Below are 14,368 nucleotides of genomic sequence, written 5' to 3' on the forward strand. Positions count from 1 at the left end.
AATTTGCACGTGATGTCGGCCGCTGACGCGTTGGTGCACAACGTTTCAGTGGCCTTTTTTTTGGGCTGGCTGACTCAGCTACTCATTACATCCGCCCCCCCTTCCACCTCTCTCCAAGAGTCCTCGCGGTCATCATATTTCGGCGGCCGTGTCTTACCGCTTCAGAATTTTTTTTTGCGAACATTGCCGGTTTCTCGCGGTCGCTGCCATATCTCTATTGAAGGGCTCGTCGATGCTGCTATCCGCTGGTGCGTGTAGTACGGAAAAAAGATTGCGAATGCATTGCCGGTTTTTGACTGAGCCTGCCATATGTAAATAGGGCCGCGAGCTGCATCCGCTGCGAGGGCCAACTAGGAATGCAAATCATCATGCCGATTTTTTATCAGAAAGAAGATTCGCGCCAAGTTCATACCTTGGAAGCCACTGGGCACATTGCTCTTGTTGAGATTGTTCGCTTGGTCGCTGGCGGTGTGGACGTAGATATCAAGGTCTTCGAGGAGGACGGGGATATCGCGCTCACCGAGGAGATGCTCGTCGAGGTTCTGCGGTCCAAGCCGCACCCGAAGCTGCACTTCCACCGTCATCACGAACTCAAGGTGACGGTGCACTTCAACGGCCGCGAGATTAGCCGTACAGCACCGCCCTCCATGACGATTCACCGTCTGAAGCAGTGGGCAGACGACAAGTTCGATATCGATGCCGCCCATGCGCCGGAGCATGTGCTGCAGTTGAGTGGTACGACTGAGCGTCCAGCCGGCTCGGTTCACCTAGGCACGCTTACGCAGAAGCACGAATGTCACGTGTCTTTCGACCTCGTGCCCAACGAACGCTTCCAGGGCTGAACCATGAGCGCCGCTCAACAACTGGCGACCCCCGACGCTCGTGCTTTTCAAGCAGATATCGAAGGTCCGCTGTTTCAGATGGGGGTGGCCGACGGCAAGTGGCGCCTCCTGGCGCTCGATTGGCCGCATGCGGTCATCGAGGTCTCGGCGGCTGTCGGTGCGTTCGCGTTTCGCTTCGAACTCTCCGGCTTTCCTGCCCAGTCTCCCACTGCGCAGCCTTGGGACGCAGCTCTGAATGGCCCTCTCGTTCACGACAAGTGGCCGCGGAGCAGAGGCGGCCGGGTCAAAGACGTCTTCCGTACTGACTGGATGGGTGGTTCTGCGCTCTATTTGGCGTGCGACCGGCTCACCATCCAGGGACACCAGAATTGGGTAACGCAGATGCCCGCCAGGTTGTGGAAACCGGGCGGCTCAATTGTCCAGTATCTCGAGGAAATTCATGTCCTTCTCAATTCGCAAGACTTTGCGCCGGCTCTTGTCACCCCAGCATAAGTTGGCTTGCTCGGCGCAACTGTGGCGTGAGCTAGTGGAGGAACTGCGCGTGCGGAGTGCCGGCGTCCGCGAAAGCGGTGCATTTCTGCTGGGGTGTTGCGTGGAGGACGTTCGTACGATTACGGCGTACGTTCTTTACGACGACCTGGACCCTAACGCGCTCAAGTCCGGCTATGTGCACGTCGACGGACGGCACATGGGACGACTGTGGGAAATATGCCGCGAACAGAAGTTGACCGTCGTCGCAGATATCCATACCCATCCTGGCGGCTACGGCCAAAGCGATATCGACAGGAAGAACCCGATGGTCGCCGTAAGGGGACATATCGGACTCATCCTGCCGTACTTCGCTGCTCGCAAGTTCTCGCGCTCGAACATGGGCATCTACGTTTATCACGGTGCCCACGAATGGGAAACGATTGGTAAAGCCCGCAAGCCGAGCTTCTTTTTCATTGGTCTGTGAGAGGAACGTATGTCATCTCAATATGATGCCGACGCGCTGCATCGAACCGTCAAACGGCTAATCGACAGTGGTCAGGCGAAGTCCTTCGCAGAAGCGCACGAGATTGCCGAGAGGTATCACCTCCAACTCGAGCTGACGGAGCCAGAAGATTTTCACGAGCAGGTTGCAGCCTTTGCTGTCGTCATACTCGGCCGGCGTTCATTTCTCGGTGGCGTATCGGTGTCAGGGTGCGGCGACGCAACTTTGCATCCGATGCTGGGTAGCAGCCAATCGCTAGCCGATGCGCTGCGCGAAGCGGGTGCGACACTCGCCGATGCGGTGCCGGGACGTCCTACGATTACAGTCGGCGGGGTCCGCGAGCGCAATGCGCCCTTCCACGTGCGTCTGCTCATGTCGGGATGGCGAGCCGGAACGGCACCTGTTGACGAGCGCCACAGCTGCGACGAAGAGGCCGATGGATACGTGATGCCGCTGACCGCCGTCGCTGCAGCGGCCCTTGCTGTTAGCCAGGCGTTCCATCATGTGAGCGACGCCGCGCTGACCGGCTATGAGCCCGTGGGCATCTCGTTGTGGGCTCCGGCGCAGGCTGCCTGGGAGTCTCGCGATTGCGACGGGCCGGCTCTGCAAGTGCTGCCGTCGTCCGTCTGGCTGCTCGGTTTAGGCCATCTCGGACAAGCATTCGCATGGTGCTTGAGCCTGCTGCCATACCCAAAGGATGCGCTCGAACCCCCTCATGTTCTGCTGCAGGACGTCGACCGCGTCGGCGTGTCGACGGAGAGCACATCCGTGCTAACCACAAAAAACGACAACAGGCGAAAGAAGACGCGCGTGGTAGCAGAGTGGCTCGAAAAACGCGGGTTCTCGACCGCCATCGTCGAGCGCTATTTCGATGGCGAGACGCGCACAGGGCGAGATGAGCCGTCGTTGTTGTTCTGTGGTGTTGATAACCTGGAGGCACGCCGAGCACTCGATAGCGCGGGCGCCAGCTTCATCATTGAAGCAGGCTTAGGAAGCCGTCACGATGACTTCCAGAGCGTGCGCATCCACACCTTCCCTGCGCGGCGCACAGCGGTTCAAACATGGCCGCAAAAGCTGCAGGGGGAGCCTGCTATTGAGGGTCTCTACGCCGACCTCCTCGAAAAGGGCGAGCTTGGCCGTTGCGGCGTCGTGGAGCTTGCTGGAAAGGCTGTTGGCGCCGCATTCGTCGGTGCGTTTGCCGCTGCCCTTTGCGTTTCTGAGGCGCTACGCGTCCTCCACGCGAGCCCCCCGTGCGAGATGCTCGATGTCGACATGTTCGCTCTCAAGTTCCGCAGCGTGGTCGTCAATGAACACGACTTCACCGCACTCAACCCCGGGTTTATCGCGGTCTGATAACCCACTCTTAGTCTCCAAGCTGCAAAACATAGGAAAGAATCGAATCATGAGTAACTTCAACAATACGATGGTGAGCGTCACCGGCAAGGGGAATCACGTCGGTGACAAGGTAAGCGTCACTAACAAGGTCACGAACAACAATAGTCATAACCATAACTACAATCAGGTCACGAACATGTATCGTGAGCCTCCGCGTAACGGAGGCGGCACGGACAGCGCGTTGCCGGCTGCCGCGCTCTTCGGCGCTCTGGCGGTCTGGCAGTTCTTTCGGCACTACGAGCAGTTGATGTCCGCGATGCAGCACGCAACCGCGTTGGCCGTGGTACCCAGCCTTGTCGCGGCGCTCATCGCATTCATCAGGGACGAGGATGCACAGCCGGCAGCGATGTCGACGTTTCCCGCGGTTGTTTTCGCCCTTGCGGGTTACCTGATGCTCCTAGTGATTGGGGACAACATTCCGAAGGAAATCGAGACTCTTGCTGCGTCCGGTCCGGCCATTCAGTTCTGGCGGAGCCTGACCCAATATGGCCACCAAGTTGTCTTGCAGAGCAGCGTTGCGATTGTGTTGGTGTTGATGGCAACTGTCTCCAACGCACTGGCCGGGCTCCGGACCTTCGCCACGACGAACTACGGCTGGTTCGAGTGGCTGTGGAAACTGACGTGGCGCAATTCCCCCCGCCGGCACGTTGTCACACAAGTGCTGCTCTTGGGCGGTGCAGCGTTCTTTGCCTCCGGGAAGGCTATTGCGGCTTGGGCATGGCTCCAAGAGTCGATTCGGGCGGCCGTCGTCTAATTGTCTGTACTGCGGGTCGGCGCGAAGGCCGACCCCGCAGACAGGTTGACTGGCTGTTCGCGATATAGTCTCATACGCACATTTTTGCGGAAGACTGCACGTGAAGCCTTCAAAGTTGCACCTTTCTAGCACTTTTGTGCAGCTATGTGAGTTCGCACTCCGAAAGGCCGCAGACCCGGAGCTTGTGCTCCAGGCTGCTGATGCGTTGGGGCAATCCGGTGACGCAGCCGGCGCACAGGCAATTCGAGACCTGGTTTCCACCCTGCCGCGCTCGGAAAAAGGGAGACCAGCCTCCAACCGCATAGTGCACCTGTCAGGAGACGAACTGACGCGGAACTCTCGCATTCCTGTCGACAGGGAAACATCGGCACCGCTGGCGAGCATTGTCGTTAGCAAGTCCCTACCTATTGAGGGTCCAATCCTCCCATCGAGGCTTGCCGCGAGCATCGACTCATGGATTGCCGAGTGGCGACGCGCTGAGGAACTCATCAAGGTAGGCATCGAGCCCGCCCGGAGTTGCGTTTTGTTCGGCGAACCGGGCACGGGAAAGACCCAGCTCGCGCTCTGGCTCTCAGGGCAGCTAGGACTACCCGTCATTCTTGCGCGCCTGGACGGACTGATGTCTTCGTTCCTCGGGACGACGTCGAGAAACATCGGCAACCTCTTTGATTTCGCGAATCGCCATCGGGCACTGCTTGTCCTAGATGAGTTCGATGCAATTGCAAAATTACGCGACGACCCAAACGAGGTCGGCGAGATTAAGCGCGTGGTTAACACACTGCTTCAGAAGCTCGACGAGCGGGCCGAGCGAGGGCTCACGATAGGGATTACCAACCACCCGCAACTGCTTGACCCGGCGGTCTGGCGGCGATTTGAACTGCAAGTCGAGCTACCGAAGCCCGAGCTGAATGCGAGAATCGAGATAATCGAGCGCTACGCAGAGCCACTCAAATTTGGTTGCAGCCAAGCAAAATTATTGGCCGTGCTTCTTGAGGGAGCATCGGGTGCAGAAATTCAGGACGTCGTCAAATCACTGAAAAAGAGTTGGATTTTGGATGGTCCGAAGCTATCCTTTGCTGAAAGATTACAAACCGTCTTGGGCATCCACGCTGCTCGGGTGCCCGCTGACGCCAGTGGCATACTTAATTTGCCGTTGCGAGAGCTTGCCCGCGAATTTGTGGGGCGTTATGCGTTTACGTCTGCAGAGCTTGGGGAAGTTTTTGGCGTCAACAGAACGACCATAAGTCGCTGGGTCACTTGACCCGGTTTGGGGAGAGTGATGTCTGGGGATTATCCGCTTTTATACGTACAAAATCCGACGGTCCTGCGGCAACCCCGTAAGGTTAATCCAGGTAACAATAAGACGGACTTCTTCGCTGACCGCGATGCTGCATTCGCAGAGCTTCGGGCGGAGGTGACCTCAAGTCTGAAGGCAATCCAGGGGCAACTGCGGCAGAATGCCGCTCGTTTCTGTTCCTCAGGGTTCGTCAAGGTTCGACTTCAAGAAAAGGCTTGGGCGAAAACTCATCGGCCCGTGAAGAAGCTCTTCACACAAGAGAGCGCGCCTGTTGTTGGGGGGGATGATATTGGTGAGCTTATCGTCCAGACCACTGCCCTTGGACTGGGGCGAGTTATCGAAAGCGTTGGACGTGCCGACGATACTACTACTTGGCGACGTGACAAGCATGGGAAGTGGGTTGTAAATCCGAATCGCGAGCGTTCCGAAGTCGGTGCCCTTGAAAGCCTGCGGTTGTGGTCCGCCGCTGACCGGCGCCTTCCGGACGCCGAGTACGCTGTGGTGACGTTCGCCGAAACAGGTCTGGCACCGATGTACGCGGTGCGCCTCTTCGAGCCAATTGCCACCTCTCTAGAAAAATTGAATGCCCAAAAAAAGGGCGAGGTTTTTAGGGATAACTTAGCTGATTCTTTTGTTCACTCGCTGAAGGAGCTGTCGAAGACGCTGGGGATATATGTTGTCCTCGACGAAATGCTCCCGATGATTCACCTTGCCTATATAGGGCTAACGGATTCACCTGGCTTTGCCGTCATCCGCAGCGTTTCCGAACTCTCTGCGCTTGGGGACCAGTTGGCGGCGGATGGTGATTACTCGGACGACTCTCACCGCAAATTACTATCGTTGCTTGGGGCGCATCCCAATGTCCGCACGGTCGCAGTGCCCCGCATCCTTTCATCCGACCGGACACCAATCCTGAATGCGTCAGCCGTTGCGCAACGGGTTCAGCGCAAGTCGACTGTCATCTCGGTCACGCCAGCGAGTATTCCCGAACCGGATGCGCACGTTGCGTATCCGATGGTCGCGGTCGTTGATGGAGGAATTTCGGACAAGTTCAACGCTTGGGTCAAAGCGCGGTACGGAAATATACCTGCCGGTCATCGAGACCTTGACCACGCAACCAATATCGCAGGGCTGCTCGTCGGAGCGAGAAGTTTTAATCCTGAATACGGCCCGCGGCTTGAGGAGAACGGGTGCTGGTTGATTGACGTCGCGCTTCACGCGAAGGACGCATACTTCGCAAAGTATTACGGCAACGGGTCCGCTAAGTTCATGGATGAGCTGGAGCGGATTGTTGAGGACTGTAGAAAGAAGTATGGAGTGCGCGTATTCAATTTCAGCCTCAACAACAGGGACGAGGTGATACACAGCGGTTTCAGCGAGGAAGCGACGCGACTGGACAAAATTGCCCGTGACCACGATGTGTTCTTTGTCATCTCGGCTGGGAATATCGGCGATGAGGAAAAACGACCGGAATGGGACAAGCGCATAACAGTCGCAGCATCTCAGTTGATTGAGAGCAAGTCGGATACCCTGTGGGGGCCAGCCGACTCATTGTTGAATATCGCCGTCGGCGCCATGAATGGTGCAGGGGTCAAAGACTGCATCCCGGATGTGCCAGCGCGGTACAGTAGGCGTGGCCCCGGTGTACGCGGTTCAGTGAAGCCGGACGTCTGCCACATCGGTGGTGCCGATGGGAAGGATGAGCTCTCGGGCCTTTCTAGTGTCTCGGAGCATGGGATGTTGGCATCGGTGAAGGGCACCAGTATGGCCGTCCCCTTGGTTGCAAAAACTCTCGCCACGCTGGATATGGAACTTGGAGGCGTGGCCCCTCGTGAAGTTGTGCAAGCGCTCTTTTTGCACAATACCTATTTCGAAAAACCGTTCCTAAGTCAGCAAGCTCGGCGTATTGGCCGAAGCTTGATTGGCTTCGATTATCCCCGAGCAAGCCATCAATCGCTCACATTCGATAGGCATACGTTCGGCGTTGTCGTTCACGACAACTTACATGTCAACGAGAACACAATCATCGATTTCAGATGGCCGAAAGAGCTTGTTGATTTAGAGGGACGCTGCCGCGGTAACGCAAGGCTCACGCTCGTCTATTCGCCTCCGCTCGATTTCAAGTATGGCGCAGAAGTTGCGCGCATCAATCTCGACCCAGCGCTCCGTCAGCGTAATATCAAAGCCACCTCTGAAGACGAGGAGGATGACGATTTCGACTATGACGAAGACGGGGACAAGGTCGGCTGGATTGGCCGGGCGAAGCCGGTTCACGCGCACGGAATCAAGCGAACCTCTAGAGAGGCGGCATTGCTTGTGGACGGGTTGAAGTGGAGTCCAGTGAAGGTTCTCGAAGGTAATTTCAAAGGTATTGGGCGTTCACCGGAATGGCGGCTGAGCGTGAACTACGTTATGAGAGACCAGGTCGAGTATCCCAAAGATGGCATTCCCTTCGCGGTCGTATTGACAATTGCTGACCCGGAGGGAGCAGCCAACGTTTACGGAGACCTCGCGCAAGAACTGGTAGCCACTTCGGCGGTAAGGATGAGCGATATTCGCGCTGCGATGCGTATTCGCGCGCAAGCGCAGTAATAGGAATTTAAAAAAAGCAAGTAGAAATGCCCGAACAACGCAATCGATATATCGTTTTGACGCGGACCGTCGAGGAGACAGAATTTGTGGGGCCTTTTGCGCAATCAGCGCGCAAGCAAGGTGTCTTGCAATCTTTGCTGCACAAGGCCTTCCCGATGGGGGCGCAGATTGCTGTGACGTCTTCGCCCGTCGATGAAGGCATGGCGGTGCTGGAGTTGACCGATAAACAGGTTAGCGCCTTCGAGGCAGCGAACGTCAGCGTTCCCCTCCATCCTGTCCGCACCTATCGCCTTGCCGCTGTCGACTTGGACAGGGTCCTCGCAGCAGGTGCGCCGTTTGATTTTGGGGGTGTCACCGGGACATCCGGTAGACCGTTCAAAATCAAGGTATGCGATTCGAACGGGAGGCCGATAGCTGGCGTGCCAGTCACGCTGAAGGAACCGGGCATTGACGACCTTCGCGTAGCTGAGACGAACAGCCGAGGGCGCACGACGATTGCCTCAGCAACTGGGCAGGCAGAGTACATCCGTGTCGCCCCGTTCTCTGACTATTGGGCGGAACTGCGAAGAGGCATTACCTCAGCAAGGGGCGCGGTCAGTTTTTCGCTGCAGAGCTTGACGCCGGCCACGGCCGATTGTTTGAAGTATCACTGCTCGCAAGCCCTTTGCCCTGACAGCGGCCAGCCGGAACCACTGAAAATCAAAGTCGCCGTCATCGATACCGGCATAGACGAGCACCGTGACCTAGCCAATGTGACCGAGCGCACATCTTTCACGCAGGCTGACGAAGATGATGACCTAGGCGACAACGGTACAGGGCACGGGACGCACGTTGCCGGGATTATCGGCGCCAACGGAGTGGCGAGAGGATTGGCACCGAACGCAGAAATCCTAAGCTTCCGCGTCTTCGAACGCAACTCCGGCTTAACCGACACCACGTACGTATACGACGGAATCAAGGCGGCTATCGATGCAGGCGTCGACGTCATTAACCTCAGCCTCGGGCAAGAGTACGAAGATGCGGTCCTGCAGGTTGCCATTGAAGATGCTGAGGCAGCAGGTATATTGGTTGTAGCTGCTTCAGGAAACGATGGAAGCGACGTCCCTCAATACCCCGCTGTCTACCCCAGCGTTGTCGCGGTTGCTGCTCTGGGGCGCCGTGGAACGTTTCCTGCGTCTTCTGTCCATGCGGAGCACAAACCTCGTGCGGTTGGCGACGATAACGCTGACTATGTTCCCGACTTCTCGAACTGGGGAAAAGTTGACCTTGCGGCTCCGGGCGTCGCCGTCATTTCGACTGTCGGAACAGCGGGATATGCTGCGCAAGATGGCACCTCAATGGCGTGCCCTGTAGTCTCGGGCTTGGCTGCTAGGTTGCTGGCTATGTCACCAGAATTGAAGGGTCGGCCTCGTGGCCCCGAGCGCTTGGCAGTTTTGAAGGCGTTGCTATACAAGCAGTGCAAATTGCTTGGTTTCGGGGCGCCTGACGTTGGTAAGGGGTTGCCTCACATGGGTGGAGGAACGTCATGAGTCGCTTTGTTCTGGTGTTCAGAGGTGTCGGAGAGATTCCGCAGGACGAGCTTCGCTTGATTTGCGAGCACGCCGGTGTGCGGATTGTCGATACACGTCCGTCGAAAGCAGTAGTGCTTGAGGTGGACGGGCCGGCTGGCGATTTGCTGGCAGACGTCAGGAAATTGAAGCATTGGGTGGCGAGCGAGCAACGAACCTACAGGCTCGCCTGATTCGAAATACATGAATGGAAGCCCGCCGCGCGTATTGGCGGGCTTTCTTGTTCCCGGACTGGACCCGGTGAGGGTTCGTGCGGTTGCGCGACAGGCGCTTCAGCGCCTGCTCTTCTTCTGTCGACCAGCCAGTGGTCGCTCCCACAAACATGGTTCGGCAAGGAATGCTGCGTCGAACGCGTCCAGCCTAGCCAGAAACGGCTTATCGATACCCCACATGCGGGCTAACGTGACAACGTCGTTCGCTTGCCTAGCGATGTCCTGCAGGCGATAGATTTCCCCCAACAAATCGCGCACATCCTCTGTAGGTTGCGTTGCCATATGGCACGAAGCTCCGCCGAGGAGAGCTTCTTTCGCTGCGTTACTGAGGAGGGAAAGTCACGTATTGTCATGCCGAAAACTACTGTATATTTATCCAGTATTTGCGTCCGGAGGTATCCCGGCAATGAGAGCCGTCTCGATGTGGCGGCTACGCCTCCAGGAAGGCCTGACAAGCGCTGATGACTTCCCGTCCAGGTGGCGGCCGGCATTGGTCAACTCAACCACGTTTAGCAGGGAGCGCCCACATGAGCTCGCTCGGACCAAGATGATGCAAACAGGACAGGTGGTACGCATGCCGTCGCGAATCCCGGGGAACGACCACATGGCGACAGCCACTGCGCGTGCCGCTAGCAAGGAGGAGGCGCTACGGCTGGTGGGGTCGGGAGGTGTCGCAGTCGTCGAGTTGGACTACGAGTCTGGTTGGCAAGACGCTGTTGAGCTTGGCCGGCTCGGCCGAGCAGTCGGAGTCCGCGTGGAGTACCGCGGCCACGAAAGCATCGCCGTCAAATCACCCGCCGCACTGGTTGCGGGTCTTGGGCGTGCAAAAGCCACTTTTCGGCAGCGGAACCTTTACTGCCAGTTCGACTTGGACTTATTGCCCGCGGGCCAACTGGAACAGCTCGAGGTCAAGGCTGCAAAGCTTGGCGACTACATTCTGGGTGGGCACCTGCAGCGAGAGGTCGATGCGGTCTGGTGCGAGTAGCTCAATGCCCTTAGCGATGGGGGCTTTGGTCCCATCATTGAAACTCATACTCAGATATATGACTAGGCTTGGCGATAAATTGGTGAACGACTCTATCGAGAGTGTTCGCGACAAACTGATTTCCATGTCGTCGCACTTCCATTCGGTGTGCGGTTGGCATAGTTTGCATGGGGTGAGGTCAAACCTATCTGACGCGCTATTGAACTTAGTAAAATCATCGGGCAGCTATCTGAAATTACTCGCGGACAACCTCGAGGCGGATATTTCGGTTCTCGCTCTCTGCGCTCGGTCCTTATACGAAAACAACTTGCATATTCGATATGTTCTGATGGGCGAAGACAAGCTTATGCTTTGGCTATCAGAAGCTATTACGGACAATATCCAAGTTCTGGAAGGAATGCTTGCTCTTGACACGGAGGGCGATGCGCGCAAGCAGAGAGTTATCCTGCTAGGCGAGATGGAACGGTTGTCCCAGATGCGCTCAAGGCATCAATTACCAGAGGTGAAGCGCCCCAGTGGCCCCGTGGACGTCGCAAAGGTGGTTGGCCAAGAGGACGAGCATCAGGCATTTTTTAAATTATATTCTAAGTTGGTTCACCCGAGCTCTTACCTTGTCAATCGTCCGAGCGACGCTGGTTCATATGAGAAGCGATTAATTTTGCAAATCCAGGCGCAGTTGTACGGATGGGATGCGTTCGAGCGAGCCTGTGACTCACTGGCGATTCCCGCCGATATACGCAACCCCTAAAGGTTGCCTCCGATAGGGATGTTCGCAAGCCAATATTGACTGGTGCGGTATAAAGCACGATGGTGATGACGGTGCGTGAAATTCCTAGCTCGTCGACATCTTGATGACCTTCTGCCTCCAATGCGGCAACACGCGAATTGTGATTAGCCACGAGGAAAGCATTGGCTATCCAGGCCGCTTAGCCCCGCCCGCCAGGCACTAGGCTTTGGGGCGCCAGTCCGCCCGCGTCGGCACGGCACTCCAGCAAGATGAAATGCGCAATTCGTCGCTATACGCCAACGCAGCGGAACCCATTAGGGCGGCGGTTTTTTGTCGATTCTGCTCTGAGACTTCTCCTGGAGAACCATCTGCTTTGCTGCGAGGGTTCGACCAGTGGCTCCAATATGGCTTGTCCCGCTCGTAAGTAATATCTTGCCTATCGTTCAGGACTTCAGCCGGGCTCGGAATAGCTGCGACTGTTGCTCTCGCTGGAACGTGAGCGTCCAGTTCACTTAGGAACTCGAGAGGCTTGAGCTTGTTCCCGGATGCGCCGTCCTTGGTGCTGAGCGTGGCCACGAGGCGTCCGTACATTTCACCGAGATACGCGACGATTTCGTACGTCTCAGAGACCTCAAAGAGAAAAAATCCGGGCGTGGGATGTGTCTCCGTCCCCCTCGAGGTCAGCGAGAGCTTGTATGGGGTTTCCCCCGTGGAAAAAATACACTCAAACGTCACTGCACCATGAGTGCTACGGAAGCGCTGGAGCTCAATTGGGCCGCCTTGCTCAGTTTGAGTGTTGAGCATGCTTTCGCGCAGGCTTTTAAGGTTTCTCATGAACATAGGTGCACCTTAGAACTCCACGCCGACCTGTGCCATCACCGCTGGCTGCTGACTGCGGAAACCGGCCGGTTTGTACAGCGGCCAGCCGAACGACACGTCGTAGTTGAACGCCATGTATGCTCCAGACGGCACACGACCGCGTACGCCAACCACAGCCCCGACCAACTTGTCGCCCAGCAAGAACTCCGCGCTGGGGCCGTGCACCTTACCCATATCGACCCCCGCATAGACTGCTTGGCCAGCTACACGCCAAGCCAATTCATTTCGCCAGAACCATCCGTCCTCAGCCGCCAGCGTCAGTTGGCCATCGAAACCGCGCACGGTGTAGCGGTTGCCGATGGTGAAATAGTCACTGGGCAGCACGCGCGTGCGGGCATGCTGAATAGACCAGTTGCTCGTGTACTCGAACACCTGGCTGGCCAGCTTGAACGGCCAGTACAGGCTCGCGTTGGCCGTCTCAACTTGTGAACGCCCGCCGTAGCCAGGGTCACCCACGACCACCCCCGGCACGTTGGAATGGTCAGGCAGTGTTTCTCGCCACGCAAAGCTGCCATCGAGCACCACCGGGCCAAGATAGTGGCGGTGCGACATCGAGGCTTCGTAGCCAACCACGTCGCGACGCTGGACGGCAATCTCAGTGTCTTCCAGGTAGTTGCGGTTGATTTTTCGGAAGAGCTTGAACTGCGCTCCAGTACGAGACGTCGCATCACGGTGCAAGACACCGCTGATGCCGGCGTTCACCTCGGAGCTACTGCCGCTGTAGACGATGGGCTCTTCGAACCCCGCCACCGTTTGGTTGTAGCGCGAGCGATTGGCGCCGACGAAGAGCGTGGCATAGCCGACCGGCACGCTCCAGTTGATGGAGTAGGAGCGCGTACCCGCAGCGGTCGAACCTCGGTCCGTATTGGAAGTCGCCGAAATCGACAGTTGGTCGTAGAGGTGCAGCGGCGAGTCGATGACCAGCGAGCCACTCATCTGGTACTTGCCGGTAGACTTCAGACCCGTGTTGTCCGCTGACAGCGACGCGTGCCAGCGCTTGTCCGTACCCGGCTTGAGCACGATGTCCGATTCGCCAACACGTTCACCAGGAACGATGTCGAAGCTCGTCTGCGACTGACCTGGCAGGCGACGAATGCTCTCCAGCGCCTGGTCCAAGTCGCGCTGGTTCAGCAAGTCTCCGGGGCCGACGAGCAACACCATCCGTGCCCACCCGATGTTGTCATCCGAGGCATTGCGGATGGCCCCGATGCGCCCCGGCAGCACTTTGAGCTGAAACGTACCGCTGGCCAAGTTCTGCTTCGGGACAAGCACGCGCGAGGTGACATAGCCGCGCTCAATCAAGGCGTTGTTCGCCTGCAGTTCGATGGCTTCAAGCCCTTGCTTGCCAACACACTGGCCACTGACCGGTTTGAGCAGGTCCGCCAGCCACGGGAACACGTTGTCCTCCAGCACCACTCCCTGGATTTGGAAGCATGGCGTTTCCTTCGGCAGCGCGGACAGAGAGATGGCCTGCGCGGGCGCGGGTGGCGTGAAAACGTCTGGACGGGCATTGGCACGCTCACGCGCTTGCTCGGCCTGCTGTTCTTGCAAGCGCTGAACTTCGGGGCCTGGGCCAGTAATGGGCGGCGGGGAAACTTGGGCAAGCGCAGTTGTAGAAGCCGCCCCAAGCAGGAGCGCGACTACGCGCAGACGATGATGCAACATGGAAGACCAGCGAACGAATGTCTAAACGAGGGGGCCGCTTCAAGATGCCGTGCATTTCGGCGCACGGTCCAAAGGTACGGGTTCGTCCGTGCCCTTGTCGTCAATACGCTTAACGGAAACCCAGCAGCGCCTGCTGTCGGATTGCATGAAGATGTCGTAGTCCTTACCAGGCTCCGGCACGAACGTGACCGCAGGTGGCGTGCATGAAGAAGCCAGCAGCGTCACCGTGAACGGTCTCGCTGCGGGGACGACGTATTCCTTGATGAAATCCTTGAACTGCAAGCCCTCTACGCGCATGTTTGGGCGCGGGCTTTCGGGCATGCCAATCGTCACGCTGCGGGATGAATATTTCCAGGCGGCCCAAAAACCGTCGATGACGCTCACACGCTTGTCGTCCTCGACATAGACCTCCTTGTAGCAACCCTCGCCCGGACGGAACGATGCGCCAGCGCCACCGTTACTAGACAGAAAACGGACGC

Annotated in this window: 14 protein-coding genes; 11 read left to right on the plus strand and 3 right to left on the minus strand. The window is 57.5% G+C overall.

Translation table 11 applies throughout. From position 1 onward, the window contains the following. Positions 1-368 precede the first annotated feature (368 nt). From NG898_RS11680 to NG898_RS11730, 11 genes are all read left to right on the plus strand, one after another. Positions 369-842 (plus strand): hypothetical protein, encoded by a 474-nt coding sequence (locus NG898_RS11680; RefSeq protein WP_252692432.1) that lies wholly within the window; start codon positions 369-371, stop codon positions 840-842. Positions 843-845: 3 nt separating this feature from the next. Beyond that, positions 846-1,334, plus strand: a complete 489-nt coding sequence (locus NG898_RS11685) for a DUF7665 family protein (RefSeq protein WP_252692433.1) — start codon at positions 846-848, stop codon at positions 1,332-1,334. Further along, the gene (locus NG898_RS11690; RefSeq protein ID WP_252692434.1) at positions 1,282-1,797 is read left to right on the plus strand and encodes a Mov34/MPN/PAD-1 family protein; all 516 of its coding nucleotides are present in this window, start codon (positions 1,282-1,284) and stop codon (positions 1,795-1,797) included. Before NG898_RS11685 ends, NG898_RS11690 begins: the two co-directional genes overlap by 53 nt. Before the next feature lie 9 nt (positions 1,798-1,806). After that, entirely contained in the window at positions 1,807-3,168 is a 1,362-nt protein-coding gene (locus NG898_RS11695) for a ThiF family adenylyltransferase (RefSeq protein ID WP_252692435.1), read from the plus strand. Positions 3,169-3,217: 49 nt separating this feature from the next. Next, on the plus strand, positions 3,218-3,964 hold the full coding sequence (locus NG898_RS11700) for a hypothetical protein (RefSeq protein ID WP_252692436.1): 747 nt from the start codon (positions 3,218-3,220) through the stop codon (positions 3,962-3,964). Between the two features lie 100 nt (positions 3,965-4,064). Further along, the gene (locus tag NG898_RS26185; RefSeq protein WP_252692437.1) at positions 4,065-5,225 is read left to right on the plus strand and encodes an AAA family ATPase; all 1,161 of its coding nucleotides are present in this window, start codon (positions 4,065-4,067) and stop codon (positions 5,223-5,225) included. A gap of 18 nt (positions 5,226-5,243) precedes the next feature. Beyond that, the gene (locus NG898_RS11710; RefSeq protein WP_252692438.1) at positions 5,244-7,853 is read left to right on the plus strand and encodes a S8 family peptidase; all 2,610 of its coding nucleotides are present in this window, start codon (positions 5,244-5,246) and stop codon (positions 7,851-7,853) included. A gap of 26 nt (positions 7,854-7,879) precedes the next feature. Continuing rightward, positions 7,880-9,382: a S8 family serine peptidase gene (locus NG898_RS11715; RefSeq protein ID WP_252692439.1), complete on the plus strand. Its 1,503-nt coding sequence runs from the start codon at positions 7,880-7,882 to the stop codon at positions 9,380-9,382. Next, positions 9,379-9,594, plus strand: coding sequence for a hypothetical protein (locus tag NG898_RS11720; RefSeq protein WP_252692440.1), 216 nt, complete (start codon positions 9,379-9,381; stop codon positions 9,592-9,594). The genes NG898_RS11715 and NG898_RS11720 overlap by 4 nt, the downstream gene beginning before the upstream one ends. Before the next feature lie 643 nt (positions 9,595-10,237). After that, positions 10,238-10,618, plus strand: a complete 381-nt coding sequence (locus NG898_RS11725; protein WP_252692441.1) for a PHA-granule associated protein 4 — start codon at positions 10,238-10,240, stop codon at positions 10,616-10,618. Between the two features lie 82 nt (positions 10,619-10,700). Continuing rightward, a complete protein-coding gene (locus NG898_RS11730) occupies positions 10,701-11,366 on the plus strand; it encodes a DUF5677 domain-containing protein (RefSeq protein ID WP_252692442.1) in 666 nt (221 codons plus the stop codon). Between the two features lie 198 nt (positions 11,367-11,564). Here the strand turns inward: NG898_RS11730 and NG898_RS11735 are convergent, their stop codons facing one another. Genes NG898_RS11735 through NG898_RS11745 form a run of 3 tightly spaced genes read right to left on the minus strand, consistent with a single transcriptional unit; the run spans position 11,565 to position 14,273 of the window. Further along, positions 11,565-12,179, minus strand: coding sequence for a DUF6037 family protein (locus NG898_RS11735; protein ID WP_252692443.1), 615 nt, complete (start codon positions 12,177-12,179; stop codon positions 11,565-11,567). A 15-nt stretch (positions 12,180-12,194) separates the two neighbouring features. Beyond that, entirely contained in the window at positions 12,195-13,889 is a 1,695-nt protein-coding gene (locus tag NG898_RS11740) for a ShlB/FhaC/HecB family hemolysin secretion/activation protein (protein ID WP_252692444.1), read from the minus strand. A gap of 39 nt (positions 13,890-13,928) precedes the next feature. Further along, positions 13,929-14,273: a hypothetical protein gene (locus tag NG898_RS11745; protein WP_252692445.1), complete on the minus strand. Its 345-nt coding sequence runs from the start codon at positions 14,271-14,273 to the stop codon at positions 13,929-13,931. Positions 14,274-14,368 lie beyond the last annotated feature (95 nt).

This window comes from Ralstonia mojiangensis (genome assembly GCF_023955645.1).
Taxonomy (GTDB): domain Bacteria; phylum Pseudomonadota; class Gammaproteobacteria; order Burkholderiales; family Burkholderiaceae; genus Ralstonia; species Ralstonia mojiangensis.

Coding starts and splice junctions, on each gene's coding strand:
- NG898_RS11680 (WP_252692432.1), top strand. CDS start 369: ATGCCGATTTTTTATCAGAAAGAAGATTCGCGCCAAGTTCATACCTTG.
- NG898_RS11685 (WP_252692433.1), top strand. CDS start 846: ATGAGCGCCGCTCAACAACTGGCGACCCCCGACGCTCGTGCTTTTCAA.
- NG898_RS11690 (WP_252692434.1), top strand. CDS start 1,282: ATGTCCTTCTCAATTCGCAAGACTTTGCGCCGGCTCTTGTCACCCCAG.
- NG898_RS11695 (WP_252692435.1), top strand. CDS start 1,807: ATGTCATCTCAATATGATGCCGACGCGCTGCATCGAACCGTCAAACGG.
- NG898_RS11700 (WP_252692436.1), top strand. CDS start 3,218: ATGAGTAACTTCAACAATACGATGGTGAGCGTCACCGGCAAGGGGAAT.
- NG898_RS11710 (WP_252692438.1), top strand. CDS start 5,244: ATGTCTGGGGATTATCCGCTTTTATACGTACAAAATCCGACGGTCCTG.
- NG898_RS11715 (WP_252692439.1), top strand. CDS start 7,880: ATGCCCGAACAACGCAATCGATATATCGTTTTGACGCGGACCGTCGAG.
- NG898_RS11720 (WP_252692440.1), top strand. CDS start 9,379: ATGAGTCGCTTTGTTCTGGTGTTCAGAGGTGTCGGAGAGATTCCGCAG.
- NG898_RS11725 (WP_252692441.1), top strand. CDS start 10,238: ATGGCGACAGCCACTGCGCGTGCCGCTAGCAAGGAGGAGGCGCTACGG.
- NG898_RS11735 (WP_252692443.1), bottom strand. CDS start 12,179: ATGAGAAACCTTAAAAGCCTGCGCGAAAGCATGCTCAACACTCAAACT.
- NG898_RS11740 (WP_252692444.1), bottom strand. CDS start 13,889: ATGTTGCATCATCGTCTGCGCGTAGTCGCGCTCCTGCTTGGGGCGGCT.